16 protein-coding genes are annotated in these 23,082 nt (G+C 43.2%); 15 read left to right on the top strand and 1 reads right to left on the bottom strand.

Annotated features, from left to right (window positions below):
* The 7 genes from BXY41_RS11370 (at nt 1) to BXY41_RS11340 (ending at nt 7,123) form a co-directional block, all read left to right on the top strand.
* The gene (locus BXY41_RS11370; protein WP_242980168.1) at nt 1-1,116 is read left to right on the top strand and encodes a LuxE/PaaK family acyltransferase; all 1,116 of its coding nucleotides are present in this window, start codon (nt 1-3) and stop codon (nt 1,114-1,116) included.
* A complete protein-coding gene (locus tag BXY41_RS11365; protein WP_104436958.1) occupies nt 1,076-2,311 on the top strand; it encodes an acyl-CoA reductase in 1,236 nt (411 codons plus the stop codon). The genes BXY41_RS11370 and BXY41_RS11365 overlap by 41 nt, the downstream gene beginning before the upstream one ends.
* Nucleotides 2,298-3,737 carry an AMP-binding protein gene (locus BXY41_RS11360; protein ID WP_104436957.1) on the top strand — a complete coding sequence of 480 codons (1,440 nt, stop codon included), beginning with the start codon at nt 2,298-2,300 and terminating at the stop codon, nt 3,735-3,737. The genes BXY41_RS11365 and BXY41_RS11360 overlap by 14 nt, the downstream gene beginning before the upstream one ends.
* A gap of 37 nt (nt 3,738-3,774) precedes the next feature.
* Nucleotides 3,775-4,926, top strand: coding sequence for an acyl-CoA dehydrogenase (locus BXY41_RS11355; RefSeq protein WP_104436956.1), 1,152 nt, complete (start codon nt 3,775-3,777; stop codon nt 4,924-4,926).
* Between the two features lie 12 nt (nt 4,927-4,938).
* Nucleotides 4,939-5,721 carry an electron transfer flavoprotein subunit beta/FixA family protein gene (locus BXY41_RS11350; RefSeq protein ID WP_104436955.1) on the top strand — a complete coding sequence of 261 codons (783 nt, stop codon included), beginning with the start codon at nt 4,939-4,941 and terminating at the stop codon, nt 5,719-5,721.
* Between the two features lie 25 nt (nt 5,722-5,746).
* Nucleotides 5,747-6,778 (top strand): electron transfer flavoprotein subunit alpha/FixB family protein, encoded by a 1,032-nt coding sequence (locus tag BXY41_RS11345; protein ID WP_104437104.1) that lies wholly within the window; start codon nt 5,747-5,749, stop codon nt 6,776-6,778.
* Between the two features lie 114 nt (nt 6,779-6,892).
* Nucleotides 6,893-7,123: an oxaloacetate decarboxylase gene (locus tag BXY41_RS11340; protein ID WP_104436954.1), complete on the top strand. Its 231-nt coding sequence runs from the start codon at nt 6,893-6,895 to the stop codon at nt 7,121-7,123.
* Between the two features lie 91 nt (nt 7,124-7,214).
* Here BXY41_RS11340 and BXY41_RS11335 read toward each other — a convergent pair whose 3' ends face one another.
* Entirely contained in the window at nt 7,215-8,417 is a 1,203-nt protein-coding gene (locus tag BXY41_RS11335; protein ID WP_104436953.1) for a helix-turn-helix transcriptional regulator, read from the bottom strand.
* A 129-nt stretch (nt 8,418-8,546) separates the two neighbouring features.
* On the opposite strand from BXY41_RS11335, the gene BXY41_RS11330 reads away from it, so the two are divergent.
* The 8 genes from BXY41_RS11330 to BXY41_RS11295 all read left to right on the top strand — a co-directional run bounded on the left by BXY41_RS11330 (nt 8,547) and on the right by BXY41_RS11295 (nt 23,006).
* A complete protein-coding gene (locus BXY41_RS11330; RefSeq protein WP_104436952.1) occupies nt 8,547-10,058 on the top strand; it encodes an MFS transporter in 1,512 nt (503 codons plus the stop codon).
* Entirely contained in the window at nt 10,051-12,288 is a 2,238-nt protein-coding gene (locus tag BXY41_RS11325; RefSeq protein ID WP_104436951.1) for a glycoside hydrolase family 2 protein, read from the top strand. The genes BXY41_RS11330 and BXY41_RS11325 overlap by 8 nt, the downstream gene beginning before the upstream one ends.
* Before the next feature lie 155 nt (nt 12,289-12,443).
* On the top strand, nt 12,444-13,031 hold the full coding sequence (locus tag BXY41_RS11320; RefSeq protein WP_104436950.1) for a flavodoxin family protein: 588 nt from the start codon (nt 12,444-12,446) through the stop codon (nt 13,029-13,031).
* A 123-nt stretch (nt 13,032-13,154) separates the two neighbouring features.
* Nucleotides 13,155-13,430, top strand: a complete 276-nt coding sequence (locus BXY41_RS11315; protein ID WP_104436949.1) for a hypothetical protein — start codon at nt 13,155-13,157, stop codon at nt 13,428-13,430.
* Between the two features lie 79 nt (nt 13,431-13,509).
* Nucleotides 13,510-14,148, top strand: coding sequence for a GntR family transcriptional regulator (locus BXY41_RS11310; RefSeq protein ID WP_104436948.1), 639 nt, complete (start codon nt 13,510-13,512; stop codon nt 14,146-14,148).
* A gap of 78 nt (nt 14,149-14,226) precedes the next feature.
* Nucleotides 14,227-16,158, top strand: coding sequence for a sensor histidine kinase (locus BXY41_RS11305; protein ID WP_242980167.1), 1,932 nt, complete (start codon nt 14,227-14,229; stop codon nt 16,156-16,158).
* Complete coding sequence (locus BXY41_RS11300; RefSeq protein ID WP_104436947.1) at nt 16,155-17,219, top strand: response regulator; 1,065 nt, start codon at nt 16,155-16,157, stop codon at nt 17,217-17,219. The genes BXY41_RS11305 and BXY41_RS11300 overlap by 4 nt, the downstream gene beginning before the upstream one ends.
* Before the next feature lie 174 nt (nt 17,220-17,393).
* Nucleotides 17,394-23,006: an S-layer homology domain-containing protein gene (locus BXY41_RS11295; RefSeq protein ID WP_104436946.1), complete on the top strand. Its 5,613-nt coding sequence runs from the start codon at nt 17,394-17,396 to the stop codon at nt 23,004-23,006.
* Nucleotides 23,007-23,082 lie beyond the last annotated feature (76 nt).

The following is a 23,082-nucleotide window of genomic DNA, read 5'->3' as shown; positions in this document are numbered from 1 at the left end:
ATGATGATTGGAGAGATGTCTGAAGAAAAGGGGAAGATTGACATGGATTATGAAATGATTCTGGCAAGGAAACCATATTCCCTTTGCAGGGCAGAAAAAAGGGAATTGTTCGGGGATTGGCTGACAGAACTGACAGAATACCACAGACAGCACTGCCCGCCATATGAGAAGCTCTTAAAAGCTCTGGAAATTCCTTCAGGCAGAAGCATGGAGGAAGAGGATATCCCCATGCTCCCAATTGGTCTTTTTAAGAGTATGGAACTGATGAGCGTTCACCCCGGTCATATTTTTAAAACTATGACCTCCTCCGGAACAAAGGGGCAGGAGGTATCAAAGGTTTTTCTGGATACAGACACTGCCAGATACCAGCAGCTTGCGCTGGCCGGCATAGGGGAAGATTTCTTCGGAGATCAACGGCTTCCGCTTCTTGTGATTGACAGTCCGGATGTACTGAAAGACAGGAAGATGTTTTCTGCCAGAGGGGCGGGGATACTGGGGTTTTCTATTTTTTCCTCCCACATCTGCTATGCCCTTACCAGTGACATGGAGTTGGATACGGAGGCTGTAGAAGGGTTCCTGAAACGATACAAAGATACACGGGTACTCGTCTTTGGATTTACATATATAATCTGGAAATACTTCTACGAAGCCCTTGCCATACAGGGAAAGAAGCTGGAACTGGATAATGCTGTTCTTGTCCATGGCGGAGGCTGGAAGAAGCTGATAAGCCAGTCGGTTTCTTCGGATGAGTTTAAAAAGCGGATATATTCGGTAACAGGGATCAGCCGCATCCATAATTATTATGGAATGGCCGAACAAACGGGCTGTATTTACATGGAATGCCCGTGCGGCAATCTTCATGCCAGTGTTTATTCGGACATTATAACAAGAAGGGCAGCCGATTTTACTCCCTGTGAATATGGAGAAAAAGGTATCATTCAGATTTTATCCCCCCTGCCCCGGTCCTATCCGGGACATTCCATACTCACAGAGGATGAAGGGATTATCATAGGCGAAGATGACTGCCTGTGCGGACGCCTGGGGAAATATTTTAAGGTGACGGGGAGAATCAAACATGCCCCGGTCAGGGGGTGCAGTGATACCTATGAAGGATGAAGTGGTTATTCTGGCAGGGGTAAGACAACCGGAGAAAGAGCCGTGGGAACCCTTTGCGGCTCCGGTACTGGATTTTCTGGAGCAGCTGTCCAGGGAAATACGCAGGGAGAGAAGAAAATATGAACAGCTGGCGGCCTTTGGTTTCTGGTGCCGCAGATCTCATATGGAGGAATTCAGAAAACGGTATGAAGATGGGCGTTCTCGTCTGGGCCGGGGAGTTGTTTTTCACATAACAGCCTCAAATGTTCCGGTATTGTTTGGATACAGCCTTGTCATGGGATTGCTGGCAGGCAACAGCTGTTCTGTCCGTATCTCTTCTAAAAGCCGGGAGCAGGATCAAATCCTATGCCGTATCATGGATCGCATTCTGACCCGCCCTGAATATAAGGGAATAAGGAGGCGGATCTCAGTCTTTTCCTGTCAGAGGTATTCCCTGGCAGTGAGAGAGGCGCTTTCGGACTGCGCAGGCTGTGTGGTGTGGGGCGGTGACAGGACCATAATGGAAATCAGATGCATGCGCATCAGGCCAGATGCAGTGCAGCTGAATTTTCCGGATCGGTATTCTATTTGCATCCTGGATACCTTGCAGCTGGGAAATATAACAGAGGAAGAATTAAAGAATCTCGCCCACAGGTTTTACAACGACACCTATCTTTTGGATCAGAATGCCTGTTCCAGCCCTGCAATTGTCATATGGAATCAGGAGGAAGAATCAAAAGAAGCAGAGAACGCCAGAGTGCGCTGGTGGAATGCAGTTGATGAGGAAGCCCGGTCTTATGATCTGACAGCCCATAAAGCAATGGCCAAATATGAACTGCTGTGCAGATATGCCATGACACTGGACGTGGAAACGAAGATCAGCTGTTATGGGAACCGCCTGTATACAATGGAGCTGGGGGATATTCCCTCAGACATTGATCAGCTTCGGGGCGCTTTTGGTATGTTTTTCGAATACCGGGGAGACTGGAGAAAGGCCCTCACTCATCTGGCATCAGGCCGTCTTCAGACCATAACATACCATGGAATAGAAGAACAGAAAATAGTGGATTTTGTAATAAAAAATCATCTCTTTGGAGTCCATCGGATCGTGCCGGCCGGGCGGGCGGCGGTTATGGATCCAGTATGGGATGGTCATGATTTCATCGCTGTGCTGTCCAGACAGATCGGAAGGGAGGCACAAGATGCTTTTGTTTGAAAAGGAAAAGATATATGGAGACAAAATTCTGGCAGTGAATGATAAGGACAGTAAGGTTACATATGATCAGTTGGATGCATTTTCAGGAGAACTGTACAGTAAAGTCGGTGGAAAAAGGCTGATTTTTATTCTTTGTGAGAATACCATAGAATCACTGTTTGGTTATCTTGGTTGTCTGAAAACCGGCATTGTCCCTTTAATGCTGGAAAGCCGTATCCACTCAAGCCTTTTAAATAGTCTCATAGGGGAATATCATCCCGCCTTCCTGTACGTCCCGGAAAATTGTATTGAGAAGGCAGAAGACAGCGAAGTCATATGGAAGTCAGGCAGTTACTGCCTTTGCAGAAGAAATGAAAAACTGCTTCCAGCCCTTTACAGTGAACTCTCCCTTCTGCTGACTACATCAGGAAGTACAGGCAGCCCCAAGCTTGTCAGACAAAGCAGCGTGAATATTGAAACCAATGGAAGATCCATAGCTTCCTATCTGGAGATTGATGCCAATGAGCGGCCAATCACCACATTACCCATGAATTATACATATGGTCTATCCATAATTAACAGCCATGTTTTAATGGGCTGCACACTTTTGATCACCAAATATGGAGTGCTGGAGCCTGAATTCTGGAATTTCGCAAGAAAGAAAAGGGCTTCGTCCCTTGCCGGTGTGCCCTACACATATCAAATTTTAAAACGGATTGGCTTTATGGAAATGGATCTGCCAGATTTAAAAACCATGACACAGGCAGGCGGTAAGCTGCCGACCAGTCTCCACAAAGAATTTGCCCTATATGCGAAACGGACCAACAGGAAATTCATTGTTATGTATGGTCAGACGGAAGCGACGGCCAGAATGGGGTATCTTCCAGCTGATAAATCGCTGGAGAAGTGCGGAAGCATGGGGATTGCCATACCGGGCGGCAGATTCTGGCTGGAGGATGAACAGGGCAATGAGATTATCGAGCCAGACAGCCCGGGAGAACTGGTATATCAGGGGAAGAATGTAACCCTTGGTTACGCCTGTTGCATAGACGACCTTATTAAACCGGATGAACGGAGGGGCGTTCTGCATACCGGGGATATAGCCAGTCGGGACAGCGAGGGTTATTACTATATAACTGGCAGAAAGAAACGCTTTATCAAAGTGTATGGCAGCAGGGTGAATCTGGATGAAGTGGAACGTCTTTTAAAGGAGCAATATGAAGGATTTAATTTTGCATGTGTGGGAACCGATGACAATCTTACGATTTACACGGATTGCTCTTCACCAGATGCAGGGAAGGAGATTTTGGATTACTTATACCGCGTAACTGGAATCGGCAGGGCAGCAGCTGTAAGGTATCGGAATAAAATCCCCAAAAATGAATCAGGAAAAACCCTGTATCAGGAACTGGAAACAACAACTGATAACAGAATGGAATGTAAATAACGGCATTTATGCCGGTGTGTAAAAGGAGAAGCAGAATATGGATTTTACTTTATCAAAAAAACATCTTCTGGCACAATCGCTGTACAGAAGTTTCACTGAAAATGAGGTGAAGCCAATGGCGCATGAGGTGGACGAGAAAGAACTATTTCCCAGGGAAACCGTAGAAAAGATGGCCAGATGCGGGTTCATGGGAATACCGGTTCCAAAGGAGTACGGCGGGCAGGGCTGTGATGTATTATCTTACGTCATGTGCGTGGAGGAACTGGCAAAGGCATGCGGAACCACAGCGGTAATTCTGTCAGCCCATACTTCCCTTTGTATCGATCCCATTCTTACATACGGGACAGAGCAACAGAAACAAAACTACATCCCTGATCTGGCGGCAGGCCGAAAGCTTGGAGCGTTTGCTCTGACAGAACCGGGGGCTGGAACCGATGCACAGGGCCAACAGACAAAGGCGGTTCTAGACGGGGAACAGTGGGTACTTAACGGCTCCAAGTGCTTTATTACCAATGGAAAGGAAGCAGATATCTATATTATCATAGCCGTGACAGGAACCGTTGAAAAGCGGGGGAAACAGTCAAAGGAAATATCCGCTTTTATTGTGGAAAAAGGAACACCTGGCTTCTCTTTTGGAACCAAGGAAAAGAAGATGGGTATCAGGGGATCTGCTACCTACGAACTTATATTTGATGATTGCAGAATACCAAAGGAAAATCTTTTGGGAATGAAGGGCAAGGGGTTTGGTATCGCCATGCATACACTGGACGGCGGAAGAATCGGCATTGCCGCTCAGGCTCTCGGTCTTGCAGAAGGGGCTTTTGAATCCGCTGTAAAATATGTGAAGGAAAGAAAACAGTTCGGACGGGCGCTGGGACAGTTCCAGAATACCCAGTTTCAGCTGGCGGAAATGGCGACTAAAATTGAGGCGGCAAAAATGCTGGTATACAAAGCTGCTTTGGCAAAGGAAACCCAGAAGACATACAGTGTGGAAGCTGCGAAGGCCAAATTCTATGCATCAAAGACTGCCATGGAAGTAACGGAAAAAGCAGTTCAGCTCCATGGAGGTTATGGATATATCCGGGAATATGATGTGGAACGAATGATGCGTGATGCGAAAATTACGGAGATATACGAAGGAACAAGCGAGGTACAGCTTATGGTGATTTCCAGCGACGTGCTAAAATAAGGAGGATACACAGTGAATATTGTTGTTTGCATAAAACAGGTGCCTGATACAAAAGGCGGTGTAAAATTTAATCCGGATGGGACACTTGACAGAAGTGCCATGCTGGCAATCATGAATCCGGACGACAAGGCGGGGCTTGAGGCGGCGCTTAAAATAAAAGACCAGTACGGCGCAACGGTGACAGTTATCACCATGGGTCTTCCCAAAGCAGATGAGGTTTTAAGAGAAGCTCTGGCTATGGGGGCAGACAACGGAATTCTTGTCACAGACCGGGTACTGGGAGGCGCAGATACATGGGCAACTTCCTCCACCTTGGCAGGAGCACTGAAAAGACTTGACTATGATCTGATTATTACCGGGCGTCAGGCCATTGATGGCGACACAGCCCAGGTGGGACCCCAGTTATCCGAGCATCTTGATATCCCGGTCATTTCCTATGTACAGAATTTAAGGATCGATGGGGAATATGTGGTTGCAGAGCGTCAGTTTGAGGACCGATATCATCTCCTCCGGGTAAAGATGCCGTGCTTAATTACCGCTCTCTCTGAGCTTAACTCTCCCCGGTACATGACCCCGGGCGGCATATTTGATGCCTATGATGCAGAGATTACTGTGTGGGGGAGACAGGATTTAAAAGAGGTTGATGACAGCAATATAGGTCTGAAAGGTTCCCCTACCCAGATTGCAAAGGCGTCTGACAAGGTAAGAAAGGGTGCCGGAGAGGTTGTGAATCTGGACGTGCCGGAGTCAGTTGATTATATTATGAAAAAACTAAGAGAAAGACATATCATCTGATATGGAAGGAAAAGAGGTGAATAAAATGGGTTTAGAAGAATATAAGGGTGTCTACATATTTGCCCAGCAGGTGGATCATCAGCTTAGCCGAATTGCTTTGGAACTGCTGGGTAAAGCAAGGGAACTGGCAGAGAATCTGGGGACTGATGTTACGGCGGTCCTGTTAGGCTCCGGTGTAAAACAGATGGCAGATGAACTGGCTGAATATGGGGCGGATCATGTTATTGTGGTTGATAATCCGGCGTTAAAGGAATATATGACAGAACCATATACCCATGCTCTTTCCGGTGTGATTGAGAAATACAAACCTGAGATTGTATTGGTGGGTGCAACTGCAATTGGCCGCGATCTGGGACCAAGAGTTTCAGCCAGGGTTGCGACAGGACTCACTGCAGACTGTACCAAACTGGAGATCGGGGATTTCCCGCTTAATCCGGTGGCAGGAAGAGAACAGAAGCACAACCAGCTTCTGATGACCCGACCGGCTTTCGGGGGCAATACCATAGCCACTATAGCGTGCCCCAATCACCGCCCCCAGATGGCTACTGTACGCCCCGGTGTAATGCAGGCCATCACGCCCATAAAAGACCGGAAAGCAATCGTGGAAGAATTTAATCCCGGATTCACGACCGATCATAAATATGTTGAGATACTGGATATTGTAAAATCGGTAGCGGAGTGCGCTGACATCATGGATGCCAAAATACTGGTGTCAGGCGGAAGGGGCATTGGCGGACCGGAAAATTTTGGTTTACTGGAAGAACTGGCTTCTGCCCTTAATGGTCAGGTCAGTTGTTCCCGCGCCGTTGTAGATGCGGGCTGGAAGCCCAAGGATATGCAGGTAGGACAGACCGGCAAGACAGTGAGGCCAAATGTATATTTTGCCATTGGTATTTCAGGAGCGATCCAGCATGTAGCGGGTATGGAAGAGTCTGATATCATAATTGCTGTTAATAAGGATGAAACGGCTCCCATTTTTGATGTGGCGGATTATGGAATTGTGGGGGACTGGAAAAAGATTGTACCTGAGCTGATAAAAAAGATTCGAAAGGATTGAAAAATCCATACTGCTTTCCTAAGGGTAAACATCTGGTGACTAGCCTTACCTCCGGAAATTTGGTATAATTAAAAAACGATAAAAATTGTATTCAAAACAAAGGGGCGAGTAGAAATGATAAAATGGATTTGCGGTTTTACAGGTTTAGCCGGGGGTGCTCTGATAATAGCCGGTGCATTGTTTACAAGAAATAAGGCGGTTGCAGTGATTGGAGGAGCAGATGGTCCAACGTCTGTGTTTATAGCAGCAAAGCCCAGTCCGGTTACTTCCACGGTTCTTCTGGTAAGTGGAATCATCATCATTCTGGGAACCATAATGATAGTAATTAAAAATCGCAAATCATAAATATGGACCAGCGGGCAGCAGGATTTGTGCCTGCTGGTCTTTGTAAATTCAAATATCCTGAATCATTTTTCTATAAGAACCTGGTTATCAACTATGCCCTGTATCTTTTTCTGTAATTTGTTGGAGTTTCCCCATAATATTTTTTAAATACCTTTATAAAATAATTAGCATCAGATACGCCTACGGAACTGCTGATTTCCTGCATGGTCATATCGGTGCTGGAAAGCAGAATAGAGGCTTGTTTCATTCTGTTTTTTTGCAGATATGAATTTGGCGTAATTCCGGTTTCTTTCCTGAATACGGAAATCAGATGATTGAGAGATACATTTAATTCATCTGCCAGTTCTTTCAGTTTTATATCTTTATAGTATTGATGGTCAAAAAAGTATAAAGCACTTTGTACCAGGAAACTGTATTTCTCATCTTTGTAATGATGGATTGCATTACAGAACTCACGTATCATTTTTTCCTTTGCAGTCAGTATTTCTTCTACACTCTTTGCATTATGGGTGACCGCAGTATTCTGAGACGAGAGTCTGTCTACAACAATTGCCGGAAGACCCGCACGCAGTGCCGCAAGCCTTACGGTTGTTCGAGTAATCGCTGCTCCAATTCGCTCATTTTCCAGGGTAGTACCAATGCGTTTTAAATAGGCCACATCCATCTGCATATTATGAAGATTAAAAATAGCCGATCTGGAGTTTCCGTTTTCAATCGCCTGAATAAAGTGTTGTTCATAGGTGTAGCGTTTTTCAAGAAGTTCTGTATAATGTTCTCTGGTTATATATTCCTCTGAGATTATCTCTGGAAGATTAAAAAAATTCACATGCTGAATCTGTTTTTCCGGTGCATAAGGGCAGACCGTATGAATCAGCGAGGTGACCATACGAAAAAGTTCAGATTCTTTTATGACAGGAAGGGAGCTTAAATAAGAAAAAAAGTCTGTCTTACTGAGGTTCGTTATTTTGTATTGCTCAAAAATAGTACGTGCATCTTTGTCCGTCATAAGCAGAGTACAAAAAGGGCCTAATACGATTGGGTTTTCTTCAATAAAAAAAATAACCAAATGCACCATAAACGCATCCGTAAGATAATAGATACTGTCCGGAGTAAATCGTTCCGTATAAAGTTTCAGTATTTCACTGGTAAAAAAAGCCTGCACTTTGTGCATTCGATTTTTATATATAAATTCTTCAATCTGATCATCCTGTTCAAGTATGTTAATCTGCAAATGATAAAAATCCTGAATCAGAGAGGATGCAACTTTATATCTTTCGTAAGTACTATTTCTCATTTTTCTTCCTTTCCCAATAATATTGTGATAAATTACTATTATGAATGATATTATTCTATCATAAAAATAATAGATATGCTATCTTAAATACGCGCAGCTGATCAAGTTTAAGAAAACAGGGAGGACATTATGGATAGCAGCTCAAATGAAAAGATTAAAAGGTATATGAAGGAGGATGGAATACATTTCGTTCCGATTTGGCGGATTTTCGGATTCAGCGGAGCAAATATGGCAGTAAACCTTTATATGGGTATTACTATGATTATGTCATATTATCTCAATGGATATGTGGGGATGGCAGTTGTACTGGCATCCAGCTTTACAACAATTATGCGTTTGTGGGACGGGATAACAGATCCTATTGCAGGTTTTTTAATTGACAAGTTCGGCGGACGGTTTGGAAAAACCAGGTTATGTCTTGTAATCGGTGGAACAATGTTGTTCGTTAACAGTTTCCTAATGTTCAATGTAACGGACCGTTTACCGGAAACTGGCATCAGAACAGTATTTTTTGTTGTATTCACTCTTTTATATTACATTGGTTATACTTTTTTGAATATCAGTAATCATGTTGGAAATGTGTGTCTGACAAACGATCCGTCTCAAAGGCCAATACTCAGCATAGTGGGAACTGTGATTGTGCGTGTTATGCGGGCTGTGATGACAGTTGTTGTCGCATCACTGGCCGTAAAGTATGGGTCTCTTAAAAGCGCAGAATTATTCCATGAGTATTGGCTGATTGTTGCACTTCTTGCGACACTTGGTATTGTCATTGCTTACATATCAATTGCACCAAAGGACATTCGTTTTTTCAGTGACACAAGTACAAAAAAAGCGTCTCAGGTAAAAATGTCGGATTATATTCAGGTACTTTTAAAGAACCGTCCCCTTCAGATGATGATTATAACAAGATCTACAGATATGCTTGCAAACACCTGTAAGACAAGTGCCATTGTACTGGTTCTTTATGGAATTGCTGCAGGTAATTATAAGCTTTCCGGTGGCTGGACCATGTACACCACAGTAATCGGACTGGTGATGATGACTTTGGGAATTGGCACCATAGGCAGAAAACTCGGTTTGAAAAAAGCCATGCAGCTTGGAAGCTGGGGTGTGGTTATTATGGATGTACTGGCAATTGGTTTATGGCTGCTTTGTGATCCTAAAACCTTAAATCTTCCAGGTTATACCAATGGCTATGGTCAGGCATTTACCGGATTTTCTTTCTTTACAATTATGCTGTTCTTCGTTTCCGTTATAGGCGGAGGATTCCAGATGATTACAAGTTCTATTATTCCTCCTATGATTGCGGACGTTACTGACTATGAGGCAAGCAGAAGTGGAAAGTACATTCCTGGAATGGTAGGAACGTTATTCAGTTTTATGGATAAGATGATTTCTTCCTTTGGTCCGCTTTTAGTAGGTGTTGGTTTTGCTGCCATTGGATTTGCTGATAAATTTCCTGATCTTAATACACCTTATAGCACTTCTCTGTTAATAATCGCGGTTATATTCTACTATGGCCTGGAATTAATCGGAGCGTTATTTAATATTGGTGCCATGAAGTTTTATGAACTGACACCGGAAAAGATGAAAAGTATTGAAGAAACTATTTATAAAATGAGGGAATCGAATGAATAAATTATCATTTAATGAGGGGTGGGAATTCTTAAAATTACCGGATGGTAATATATTGAATCCTTATAAACCGGAGAACTTTAGTGAGAAGGATTATTGCAAGGTCATACTCCCTCATACATGGTATACAGACGAAGATCAGTACCGGGGCCTGGCTGTTTACTGGAAAATGCTTCAGGTCTCGGAAGAATGGCAGAACGTATTTCTGGAATTTGAAGGTGCGGATCAGCATTGCAAAGTCTTTGTGAATGGAATACAGATTGGGGAGCACCGGGGAGCATATTCCTGTTTCCGTGTTGAGTTACCTGGCCCGTTTTTGACAGAAAAGGCACTACGTTTAGAAGTATATGTCAGTAATGCTGAAAACCAGACAATATCGCCTATCTTTGGTGACTTCACCATTTTTGGGGGCCTTTATCGCAATGTGAATTTATTAATTACAGAAAAAGAGCATTTTGACTATTTGTATTATGGAACCAATGGAATAATCGCCAGTTCCAGTCTGGAGGGTGAAACTGGATTACTGGAGATTGAATCTCACGTAATTGCACCAGATGGAGCAATGATTCATTATCAGGTTATAAATGATGATGGCAATGTAGTAACCCAGATTACAGAACTGGCAAATAAAACAGTCAGAATTCAGATCCCACATCCTTACTTATGGAATGGAAAAGGAGAAAGCAGACTCTATGTGCTGCGTGCAACTTTGTTTGTGAATGGGAAAGAGGTAGATGAGGTTTGTGAAAGAATTGGTTTCCGCAGCATAAAAATGGAGGCTGATACTGGTTTTTATTTAAATGGCCGAAAAGAAAAAATTCGCGGTGTATCCATGCATCAGGATTTTGCAGAAGTATTTTCAGCAGTGACAAAAGAGCATCAGGATATCAATTTTAAGTTAATTGAGGAAATTGGAGCAAACTCCCTACGTCTGTCCCATTATCAGCATCCCCAGTATCATTACGATCGATGCGATGAGGAGGGATATATTGTATGGGCAGAGATCCCCATGCTTAAAATGACAGAGGACAGAGAACTGTTTGAAAACGCAAAGTACCAGCTTACAGAATTAATTTTACAGAATATTCATCATCCATCCATCTGCTTCTGGGGAATACAAAATGAAATAGCCATGTTTAAGGATGCACCTTATATGCATGAAATGTGCCGTGAATTATATTCGTATGCCCGTGAATTAGATGATACAAGACTGATAACGGGAGCAAATCTCTATACGGTAAAGTTTGAAAGTGAATTAAACAAGATTACGGATATGGTTGGTTATAATATTTATTTTGGTTGGTATTACGGTGAGATGAATGATTACGATCATTTTCTGGATCAGTTTCATGCTGCCTGCCCTGATATACCAATTGGTGTCAGCGAGTATGGAGTTGATACAAACACAGCGCTTCATTCCGACCAGCCGGCAGTGAGGGATTACTCCGAGGAATATCAGGCCTTGTATAGTGAAACTGTGTATCGTATTTTTGAAAGCAAGGATTATCTGTGGGGCAGCTTTGTATGGAATATGTTTGACTTTTCCAGCTCCAGAAGGAATGAGGGGGGTAAGAAGTATATTAATCAGAAAGGTCTTGTAACATATGACCGTAAAGTGAGAAAAGATGCTTTCTATTATTATAAAGCAATGTGGTCGAAAGAACCGTTTATCCATATCTGCTCCAAACGTTTTATTAAAAGGGCAGAAAATGCCGTTGATATAAAAGCATATACAAACCAGAAAGAAGCTGCATTGTATGGAAATCAGGGGAATGAATTAATCTGCTCTGCTCATAACAATGGAAATGGTACGGTTATTTTCAAAGATATTGAGTTGCTACCGGGAAAAAATTCTTTTGTGGTCCGGAGTTTGGGAACGGATAGTCCAGAGGATGAGGTAACTTTTGAAAAAGTAGATGAAAAAGAATCTTCCTATCAATTGCCTGATTCCGGTGCTGGTAAAGCAGTACGAAACTGGTTCTTAAAAGAAGATGATCTCATCAGAGAAGGTTATTTTTCATTGAAGGACAGTGCTTATGATATTACACAAAATCAGGAGGCCATGAAGATATTTTACGAATTTGCCCCTGCAACTGCGGAAACAGTAGAAAAGGATGAAGGAATTCCCTTAGGACTCTCTTTACTTAGTATTCTTGGCCGTGATAAAGACCGTAACCCTGATTTTAAAATGGAAGATTTGAACCATGCATTAAATCAGATAAAAAAGTACTAGATAAGTTATAGAGCCTTAAAAACAGGGGCATTTACAAATTTGGCAATTAAGATTATAATTATTTTAACCATTTTATCTTTGGTATGTTGCGTGTGCAACATACCATTTTTAAATATATGATAAAGTAAAAAAAGTATAAATAACAGGTGATTAAAATGAACGACAACATATACGTCTATTTATCATCGCTGACTGGAAATACGGAGAAGCTTGCAAAGGGCGTATTAGAGAAATTGAGCAGAAAAAATGGTTCATTTACATTGCATGATAATGAGTTCCTTACCTCTTCTGATGGTATAGGAGAACTGGTTATTCTGTTTTTCTGGTGTCGGCGGGGTAATTTAGATTATAACAGCCAGATGTTTTTAAAACACTGTAAAAATAAAAAGATAATTGCTGTAGGAACCATGGGAGGTTATCCCCATAGTGAGTATGGTAATAAGGTGAAAAAAGCCGTTTTTCAATCAATCTCAGAGAACAACATCTGCATGGGAGTATTTATATCTCAGGGGAAAATTGACAGTCAGCGGACGGAATTTAGAAAGAAGCTGCCTCCGGAACACCCCCATTTTTTAGATGAAAAGGGGATCAGGCGTCATGAGGAGTCACGTAAGCATCCCGATGAGGCTGATATAGAATGTGCAAGGTCATATCTGGAGAAGAAGATTACGGAATATGCAGCTGCCTGCGAAACTGTATGCATGGATGGGGAACCGTGTATACATTGCGGAATGTGCATTTAAAGGGCAAAATTAAAAAGCTGTATAAAAAAACAAACAAGGCAGACAATACTATATTTTTCTATATAATTATGCTATAATAGTAATAGTTATCTTTATTCTAATTATTCTGTGGGAGGTTTTGGTATGAATCTTTGTATTGGTGACAAGATTACGGTCTGTGAGGGAGATCATGAAAACAATTACAGTGTGGAAGAAATTACAGAAGATTATGTGAAACTGACGAATGGCATTACATATTATTACAAGGAAAGAGATTCTGCTTCTGGGGCTGAGGGAGAGAGAGGGCTGATTACAAGACAGGTAGTGAACCGGCTCCATCAGGTAGAAGATATCAGTTATCAGAAGGCTGTTAAGATTCTGGAAATTCTCATGGATGCTGATGGTGAGACAGAGAATTAACATGGCTTGTTTTTCGTCTGGTTTTAGGCTATACTAAATCTGTTTTATATTATAATTCAGAAAAGGAAATGATAATCACATGGACATAGAGCCAAAGACCAGAACCGTTATTCCCCGTTACCAGCAGATTGCAATCGAGGTGGCAGCCCGCATTGCCAATGGGGAGTACGCAGAAGGTGAGAAGATATATGCCCGTTCTTCCCTTGCGAGCCAGTATGGCGTTTCGCCGGAAACTGCCCGCAGGTCTATTTGCATACTCAGTGATCTGGGTATTGTATCATCGGAAAAGGGCAGCGGTATTATAATCCGATCCCAGAAAAAGGCAGCGGATTATATTCAGCAGAACAGCAAACTGGAGACCATTGATACCATTAAAGAGAATCTGTTAAAGAGTGTATCACGTCAGAAGAAAGAGATGGACTATTTAAATGAGTGTATGAATGACCTCATAGAAGCTTCGGTCCATTTCCGGTCTATGAATCCGTTTATGCCATTTGAGATTCGGATCACAAAGGACTGCGCTTATCTGAATAAGACAGTTACCGAGATACAATTCTGGCAGCATACCGGTGCGACTGTGATCGCTGTCAGCAGAAAGGATCTGGTGATGAAGTCCCCGGGACCCTACGTGGCGCTGACGGAGGGCGATACCATTTATTTTATTGCGCAGGATGATACTGCGGACCGTGTAAAGGGATTTTTGTATCCCAATCGATAGATTTAGTACCAGAAGCCTGAAGGATAATTCTTTGGGCTTTTTAAGGTTTTAAAAGATTCCAATGACGGAGGTGACAGCTTGGTTAAACGATCAATTACGGTATTTTTCATCCTGTTTGCATTTCTTTTACTGCTTTTTCTATCAATGCCTGAAAAGAGAGTGAAGTCGCCAAATGAATTTCATGCAGTGAAAGGGAAGATTGACTTATCAGACTGGAATATGGATAAGACAAAGATTCTCCGGCTGGATGGAGAATGGGAATTTTACTGGAATCAGCTGCTTATCCCACAGGATTTTCAGTCACAGGTCCAAACGTTTGACAAAGTCTATATGCAGGTACCAGGTTTGTGGAACGGGAAGTTTATAAAAGGGGAAAAACTTCCGGCATTCGGTTGTGCTACCTATCGCCTGGTATTAGATCACGTACCGGCGAGAGAAGTGATGGCTCTGAAAAAAGGAAATGCCCGATTTTCCAGTAAAGTATATGTAAATGGGGAGGAATTAATTTCCGATGGTTTACCTGGGCAAACTTCAAAGGATTATCGTTCGGGCAATTCACCAAAGCTTGGTTTTTTTGAAAGTGACAGTGACAAAATAGAAATTCTAATCCAGGTTGCCAATTATGAGTATATGAATTCCGGTATCCCTGTTTCCATAGAACTTGGCAGTGAAGATGTGATGCTTCATCAGCATCAAAGAGATCTTATGCTGGCATTGGCCATTTTTGCAGTTTTGCTGACAATCGCCTTTTTGTACCTGATCTTTTTTATAGTTGCCAGGATGAAAGGAATTAAGGAGTACATACTTCCCCTGTTTTCTCTGTTTTGCTCCCTGTTCGCAATCGGCAACGGACTGTCAGACCAGCGTCCCCTGCTTCTCATTTTACCTGAAATTTCGTTCACCATGGCTTTTAAAATGAAAGATTTGTTCCTGTCAGTAAATTTTATCACGCTTCTCTGGGTCTTTCATGAGTTTAAGAATGGTCTGATTCCGCTCCGTCCCACGAAGATCATTTCCTGTGTGTATGGAGGCTACTTATTGGTGATACTGACATTTCCCATCTATGAATATTATAAAATTCATCAGCTGGTGATGGTCAGCAACACCATCATTCTTCTGGTGCTGCTGATCAGGGCCATTCTTTTATTTGTTGAGAAGGCGGAAGGGCTGCTTTTATTTGTTTCTGTATTGGCAGTTAATTTTTATTCGTTCGACTGTATATTGTTTTCCCTGGGATTTAAAACTGACTCTGGATTTTCCCAGGTGTTTATGATGATTTTTGCAATCGTAATGATTTTTCTGTTATCCATGCATTACTTAAATGCGATCCGTCAGCTTCAGACCTCAGTCATGAGAACACAGGAAGCGGAAATTGCATTTTTACGCGCTCAGATTAATCCCCATTTTCTCTATAATGCACTTAATTCCATTGCGGCTTTGTGTGCAACGAAACCGCAGAAAGCGGAAGAAGTAGTGATAGAACTGTCACAATACCTGCGCCGCAGCTTTGATTTCAAACGGATCGACGCAATGACGACACTTGCAAAGGAGATGGAGCTGTTAGAAGCCTATCTCTACATCGAAAAGACCCGCTTTGGGGATCGACTGCAGGTTGTGTACGATATTGACGAAACCATAAATCTTCCCATACCCCATCTGATATTGCAGCCACTTGTAGAGAATGCAGTACGCCATGGATTAATGAAAGCAATTGTGGGAGGAACCGTTATTATATCTGTAAAACGTCAGGGGACGGAGGCGGTTTTTACAATTGAGGATAATGGAATTGGGATAGAAAAAGAGAGAATCAGCGGGTTGCTGGAGGAAAAACCAGAATCAGGGGGGATTGGAATCTGGAATATTAACCAGAGGCTTATGATGCTCTATAAAAAGGGATTAACCATAGAAAGTGAAGTTGGAAAAGGAACCAGGGTGGTATTTGGTCTGCCTTTCACAGATATAAAACAGACAGGAAGATGGAACTGTAAGAAAGGAGACGGATCGGTATGAGAGCAATTATAGTAGACGACGAGGAACTGGCCCGTTGCCGGCTTACCATCTTATTGGAGGAAATCCAGGAGATCACACTGTGCGGTTCCTTCGCTACAGCATTGGATGCGCTAAAATACATAGATGAAAATCCCGTGGATGTGATATTTCTCGATATAACCATGCCCGAAATGGATGGCATGGAGTTTGCAAATCTTCTGATCGACAAAAAAAGCAGCGCAAGTGTGGTGTTTGTTACCGGATACGGGGAATATGCAGTGGAAGCTTTTGAGCTGGAAGCAGTGGATTATCTCTTAAAACCAATTAAGAGGGATCGTCTGGTCAAGACAATCGACCGGCTTGCCAGAAAGAATTACAGGGAAGTACAGCAGTTATATATTAAATGTTTCGGGGGTTTTTGGGTATTGGTCCAGGACGAGGGCGGACAGGCGATCAGCTGGCGTTCTCCCAAGGTGGAGGAGCTGTTTGCTTATCTGGTCTGTAAGGTCAGCGTCAGCCGGGATGAAATCGCGGACACGCTGTGGGAGGGTTTCCCGTTAGACAAGGCAATGAAAAACTTAAACTCCACCGTTTATTATGTACGAAAGGCATTGCAGCAGTTTGGCATGGAAGAATGCCTGATTACTACCAGAAAACAGATTTCTCTGGATACCAAGCGGATTTACTGTGATTTATATGAATTCCAGCAGATGCAGAACCTGGCATGGAAGACAGAGAAGGAAATGGAACGGCTGAAAGAGCTTTACCGTGGAGAATTGTTCCAGGGAAAGACGTATGAATGGTCCTTCCCAAAAGCCCATACTCTGGAAAAAAACATGATATCCAATCTTCTGAAAGCGGGAGAGCTGAGAGAAGATCAGAAGCGGACGGAAGACGCAGAACGGCTGTATCTGCATGCACTGGAACTGGATCCATATCATGAAGGTGCTTCTGACAAACTGTTGGATTTTTATAACAGAACCGGGAGGAAGAAAAAAGAGAAACAGCTGCGCAAAGAGATAGGCCTGCTGCTCTCCGATGAAGTGCCCCACCCGCTATTATTTTTGAAAAAACATTATTAATAAAATACACACTATTATAATCCGGCTTTCTGCGTTCCTATACAGAAGCCGGATTTTTTCGTTTATTCTCCGTTTATTGGAGTGTTGTATAATATCGCAAGTAATACAACAGGGGGAAAACTGTTGAAAGGCTCGGGCAGGAAATACAACATCAATACATTAGGAGGAAAGCATATGAAAAAACACGAACCTTTAAAACGCTCTTTGGCAATGGTATTGTCAATGGTTGTGGCGTTGGGGGCAATGCCTTTTCCGGCAGCAGCGGATATTCAGACTTCGGATCGCGAAATGGAAATAACGGCATTTGAACCGCTGGCAGACGAGACACAAACTCAATCTGTGCCGATTGGTACAACCCTTAGCGAGCTGAATCTGCCAAAGCAACTGTCAGCAGTCATTGCAACGGAGACAAAAGTTGACAGTCCGGCTGTAGATCCAACCAATGAAACGCCAGAGGATGGCACTACCATAGAGCCAGAGACGCAGCAGGAGCCGGAGACGCAGCAGGAGACTGAGACGCAGCAGGAGACTGAGACCCAGCAGGAGCCGGAGACCCAGCAGGAGGCTGAGACGCAGCAGGAGCCGGAGACGCAGCAGGAGACTGAGACCCAGCAGGAGACTGAGACACAGCAGGAACCAGAGGCATCTCAGCAATCGGAAATCCAGCAGGAACCGGAGACATCTCAGGAACTGGAAGATTTGGAAGTGACCAGCAGCAATACTTTTCGGGTGGCCAGTGTCGATTTAATCAATGTAAGTGATATGGATAAAACAGATTTCCAGGAAAGCCAGGTGGAAGAGAGAATGACATCCATTCCGGTAACATGGAGTTCTGATCCGGAGTATGACGGAGAAGAGGCAGGAGAATATGTCTTTGAACCAACGCTACCGGAAGGATATACGCTGGCATATGGTGTGGAATTGCCGGTCATTACTGTAACTGTTGGTGATGTGGGTATGATGCTTCGAGGAGCAAGAACTAATCCGCTTGAGCGTACCAAAATACTGGATCTTACTGTGGATTTGGTTTCGTATCAGATTAGTGAGGAAGACTCGCTTTTTGCCGACCCTACCAGTTCAGATATTATTGGTACGGGAGAGGGCTGGGATTGGTACTTGAATGGAGACCCGGATAAGGGCTATCCTGAAAAGACTCTTTTACTGGACAATGTAAGCTTTGATGTAAATGAGGATCCTGTGAGTATCAATCTGCCGGAAGGCTCCACCATTATGCTTGCCGATAACAGCAGCAATTTCATAAATAATACCTATACTGATCCTGAAGAAAAAAACACTTGTATCAATGCACCTTCTCTCAAAGTCTGCGGAAAAGGCGATTTATATGTTACTGCCGGTACTGAGAATAGCTACGGAAGTGTAGGAATCAATGCTTCCTCAGATTTTACTCTGGATGATGCAACCTTATATATCAGATTTAACAACTATAAAATGAATGTTAATTTCCCTCTGTTAACTGAGAGTGAAAATTCAGGAATTATTGTATACCAGAGGGATACAGAGGGTGAATACACCATAGAAGCTACCTGGGATGAGAGGTGGAATACGTTTATCTATAGTGGTGACACGGCAGTTACCGAGGTTATGATTGTAGAGGGTACGCCTTCACAGCCAAAAGCATCTGCAGCCATTTCTGATAAGACAGTATCCGGCAGAGGGGGAAAGCCGCTTTCGGGGGATAATACAGTCACTATCTCAGTTTTGAACGATTCCTTTACTCAATTAGAAGTGGGCAGGGATGTTTCCAGCTGGTTCAGTAATCTGCCAATTGGACTTACCGCAAGAGTGGAGAGCGCTTCAGACAAAACTGTGACCATTACATTTTCCGGTACTCCAATTGTGCTGTCAAATGAAGCAATGGCCATTGTAATCCCTGCTGATTATCTGACACTTGGACAGGCATTATCCGTAAAAACCAATAGTAATGCTAAGTTTAGCATTACTGGTTTACATACTCGTTCCAGTTTCTTGGATTTGACCGGAGAGGTGGTACCCTATATAAATACACTGGGAGAAGAAGCCAGTGCATCTCCACTCGATAATGACATTATTAATTCCGGAGAGGGGTGGACCTGGTATCTGAACGGAAATATGGAGGCGGGTTACCCTAAAAAAACACTTGTATTAGATGGAGTTACAATTCAGACAGTTGATACTTCAGGAAGTGGCCTTATAATTCCGGATAATACAACCATAGTATTGGCAGATGGAAGCGACAATCTTATATCGGCTCCAATTGCTGTATGGGGTAAGGGGAAAATAACCGTAAAAGGATCTGGAGAACTTTCTGCGATTGTTCCATCGGGTTTAAGAGGTGTTGGCTTATTTTGTGCAGGTCTGTTAATTGAAGATGGAACGATAACAGCTTCTGCTCTGTCAAACGACATGAGTTATGGAATCAGAGTCAGTACTTTGGATATGACAGGGGGAACACTTTACGCGAAGTCAGGTCCTTACGGCGGCAGTACAGCTGCATATTTTTCCGCTAATTATCCCGATGAGCTTACCATATTGCATAAGAAGGGGGATGAATATACAGAGGCAGTGAGTAAATATGTTTATGGTCATCAATACCTGTATGGAGATGGCATAGTGGCATATGATCTGAAATTTACCGTATCTCCGCCAGTTAAGTCCGCTTCGGTGAACAGTCAGATCGTCTCTGGTATGACTGGAACTGCACTCTCAGGAAATAATTCCATCACCATCACTCTGGCAAATGAAGTATTTTCCAATTTGCATAAAGATGAGAATGTATCTGACTGGTTCCAGAATCTTCCAGAGGGAATTATTGCAAAGATAGAAAATATTTACACTGACGGACAAGTAAGCATCGCTTTTTCCGGCACTCCAACCCGGAAATCATATGAAACCATGAGTATTACTATTCCGGCCGATAAGCTGGAAAGTGCACAGGCATTATCCGTTGCAAAGAATAGCGACGCCAGGTTTAAAATTGAACAGGCAGGGCTTCGAAGTGACATGCTGGATTTAACATCAGACCTCGTCTGGTACCGGGACTTAAATGGAGAATTAGTCAGTAAGAATCCAATAATAAGTGACATCGATGATACTTCCGAGGGCTGGAAATGGTTTCATTCCCAAGGTGTACTTTTATTAGAGGGGATTAATATAATCAGTTCTGATGAGATTGGAATTAAACTTCCCGCTGGAACAAGAGTTCTTCTGGCTGATGACAGCGACAACCATGTAAGTGTTTCAGATACAAATAGTGATTCTAACTTCGCAGGTATCTATTGCACCGGTGACATGGAAATGGCTGGCAATACAGGACGACTTCAGATTTCAGCAGGAGATACCTTTGGAACGTATAGTGCCGGCATTTATGCAGTGGGCATTCTTTATATCAGCGGTGGCGAAATTACTTCCATAGCAGGAGATGCTTATTATAGAAGCGTTGGTATTGTATCAGACAGTGGAATTGAAATTACAGACGGCACTGTATTTGCCAAAAGCAGTTCTGTCAGCAGTCTTGATGGAATTGCCACTGCCATACATGCCAGATATGGAATCATTGACGATGGGATGGTTATTCTCCAGAAGGTTGAGGGAGAATTCACGGAACCCGCAATTGTAAGAAATGGAAATGCAAGTGTTAATTATGTTTTTGCAGATGATATAGTTGCATCTGATTTAAAAATCAGCAGAAAAACAGCAATTAAAAATGTGGGGGGAAAAGCAACTGTTTCTTTCAGCGGAACAACCATAGATCTCTCACAAATCACCTCATTGTTTACTGTAGATAAGAATGCAGGAAAACGGATTTATGCCATTGAGGAAGAAAGTACGGGTGCTGGTACCATTTCAGGTAATATACTTACGGTTACCAAAGCAGGAACCATTCGAATCAGTCTTACAACAGAAAAAACACAGACTCATGCAGCTGGTCAGAAAGTATTTGGTATCCTTACGGTTAACAAAGGCACGAAGGCAAGCGCTCCAGCAAAGCCCGATGTGACAAATGCCACTGAAAATGGCGGCAATAACGGTAAGATCACTGGACTGATTCCCAATACCAGATATGAGTATAAGAAAGACAACGGATCATACAAAGAGGTAATCTCCAATGAAAACGGAGAAATCACGGGTCTGTCCGCTGGTTCTTATGTGGTACGTTTTGCAGAAACTGAACTGTTTCTCGCCAGCGCTGATTCTATGACTATAACAATCGGACAGCCAGGCACAAGTAACGGTGGAAACACAGGCGGAAACACAGGCGGAAACACAGGCGGAAATTCCGGCAATAGCTCCGGTGATTCCTCCTCTTCCACAAGCGGTTCTTCCTCTATCCCCACCCAGGCGATTACAGGAGCGGCCCAGAGTACGGCAACCGTTGACAACAGTGGAAATGCAGCCGTAAGCGTTACTGACAAAAATATTACGGACGCAATCGCTAACGCCAGAGCAAACGCAGCGAAAAAAGGTGTAAATGCAGGAGATATAAAAGTAGCACTCCAGGTATCTACAGGTGGCATGGACGCCTCTGCCGTAACAGTAAACTTACCGAAAAACATACAGCAGCAGGTAATAAGTAATAAAATTTCCAGTGTAGAAATGATGATTGACCGGCCGGATATCACAATCGGAATTAATCTGGCTGCAGTCACGGAAATTAACCGCCAGGCCAATGCAGATGTACAGCTTACGGCAAAAAAAGTGGAGCCAACCACACTTAGCGGAGCGGCAAGAAGCCAGATCGGCACACGCCCTGTCTATGATTTAAAGGCAAGCTATGAAAGCGGAACAAAACATGTTTCTAACTTTGGTACTGGTTCTGTTTTCGTAAGTATTCCTTATACTCCAACATCGGAGGAAGCAATTGGAGGACTGTATGCAGTTTATGTGGATGAGCAGGGAAATCCAGCCCGTGTGAAAGGTTCTGCCTATGACAGAAACAGCAGAAGCGTGATTTTTACCACAAACCATTTTTCTGTATATGGATTGGGTTATGAAACCCCGGCAGCAAAATTAAAGGATACCAGCAGTCATTGGGCCAAGGATTCCATTGATTATGTAGTTGGCAGAGGTCTGATCAACGGTATATCCGAAAACGAATTTTCTCCGGACAATGCCATTACCCTGAAAGTACTGGCAAAAGCTCTTGGAAAACTGGCGGACATTGATCCAAATGCTTATTTAAAAGATGGAATGGCAGACAGCGAATACAGCCCATATATTCAGTGGGCGAAAGAAAATGGGATAACAGGAAACTGGGAAAACAGCCAGGTTGCCCCAGATCATTCATTATCCCGTGAAGAGGCAGCAGCCATCCTGGCAAACTATGCGAAAGCAACAGAATATAAGCTTCCTCAGGTCCGCAGTGCCGTAGTCTTTAGTGATGCAGCAAAGATTCAGAGCGGATATCAGGAAGCAGTAGCAGCAATGCAGAAGGCAGGTGTTATCCTGTCAAAAGAAGGAAGCAGCTTTAATCCAAAGGCCAATGCAAGCCGCGCTGAGATTGCCGCTATGCTTCACCGCTACATCAAGCTGACCATTGATCCCTCCACTGCCGAAAAATGGGCGAAAAATGACAGCGGTCAGTACCTGTTCTACAGAGAAGGAAAAGCCGTCACTGACTGGCAGACCATTAATGATGTAACGTATTTCTTCGATGGCAGTGGTATCCTGGTATCCGGCCGCTGGATTGAAATCCAGGGAAAATGGTACTACTTTAACGCTGACGGCTCCCTTGCCAGAAGCACGAAAGTAGATGACTATGAAGTGGATGAAAAGGGCGTAAGAAAATAAATAAAACCATTTGAAAATAAGACCGCAGGAAGCGTACAAAATCCTGTGGTCTTATTTCGTGATTTGACAAAGTGAC

Origin of the sequence: Lacrimispora xylanisolvens (genome assembly GCF_002934545.1) — a bacterium.
Lineage (GTDB): Bacteria > Bacillota > Clostridia > Lachnospirales > Lachnospiraceae > Lacrimispora > Lacrimispora xylanisolvens.
Note: the sequence above shows the minus strand (reverse complement) of the source record. Positions and strands in the feature narration are given on the sequence as shown.

What these genes read in the sequence shown, in the direction of transcription:
- BXY41_RS11340 (WP_104436954.1), top strand. Translation starts at nt 6,893, where the DNA reads ATGATAAAATGGATTTGCGGTTTTACAGGTTTAGCCGGGGGTGCTCTG.
- BXY41_RS11365 (WP_104436958.1), top strand. Translation starts at nt 1,076, where the DNA reads ATGCCCCGGTCAGGGGGTGCAGTGATACCTATGAAGGATGAAGTGGTT.
- BXY41_RS11320 (WP_104436950.1), top strand. Translation starts at nt 12,444, where the DNA reads ATGAACGACAACATATACGTCTATTTATCATCGCTGACTGGAAATACG.
- BXY41_RS11295 (WP_104436946.1), top strand. Translation starts at nt 17,394, where the DNA reads ATGAAAAAACACGAACCTTTAAAACGCTCTTTGGCAATGGTATTGTCA.
- BXY41_RS11310 (WP_104436948.1), top strand. Translation starts at nt 13,510, where the DNA reads ATGGACATAGAGCCAAAGACCAGAACCGTTATTCCCCGTTACCAGCAG.
- BXY41_RS11325 (WP_104436951.1), top strand. Translation starts at nt 10,051, where the DNA reads ATGAATAAATTATCATTTAATGAGGGGTGGGAATTCTTAAAATTACCG.
- BXY41_RS11315 (WP_104436949.1), top strand. Translation starts at nt 13,155, where the DNA reads ATGAATCTTTGTATTGGTGACAAGATTACGGTCTGTGAGGGAGATCAT.
- BXY41_RS11335 (WP_104436953.1), bottom strand. Translation starts at nt 8,417, where the DNA reads ATGAGAAATAGTACTTACGAAAGATATAAAGTTGCATCCTCTCTGATT.
- BXY41_RS11370 (WP_242980168.1), top strand. Translation starts at nt 1, where the DNA reads ATGATGATTGGAGAGATGTCTGAAGAAAAGGGGAAGATTGACATGGAT.
- BXY41_RS11360 (WP_104436957.1), top strand. Translation starts at nt 2,298, where the DNA reads ATGCTTTTGTTTGAAAAGGAAAAGATATATGGAGACAAAATTCTGGCA.
- BXY41_RS11355 (WP_104436956.1), top strand. Translation starts at nt 3,775, where the DNA reads ATGGATTTTACTTTATCAAAAAAACATCTTCTGGCACAATCGCTGTAC.
- BXY41_RS11345 (WP_104437104.1), top strand. Translation starts at nt 5,747, where the DNA reads ATGGGTTTAGAAGAATATAAGGGTGTCTACATATTTGCCCAGCAGGTG.
- BXY41_RS11330 (WP_104436952.1), top strand. Translation starts at nt 8,547, where the DNA reads ATGGATAGCAGCTCAAATGAAAAGATTAAAAGGTATATGAAGGAGGAT.
- BXY41_RS11300 (WP_104436947.1), top strand. Translation starts at nt 16,155, where the DNA reads ATGAGAGCAATTATAGTAGACGACGAGGAACTGGCCCGTTGCCGGCTT.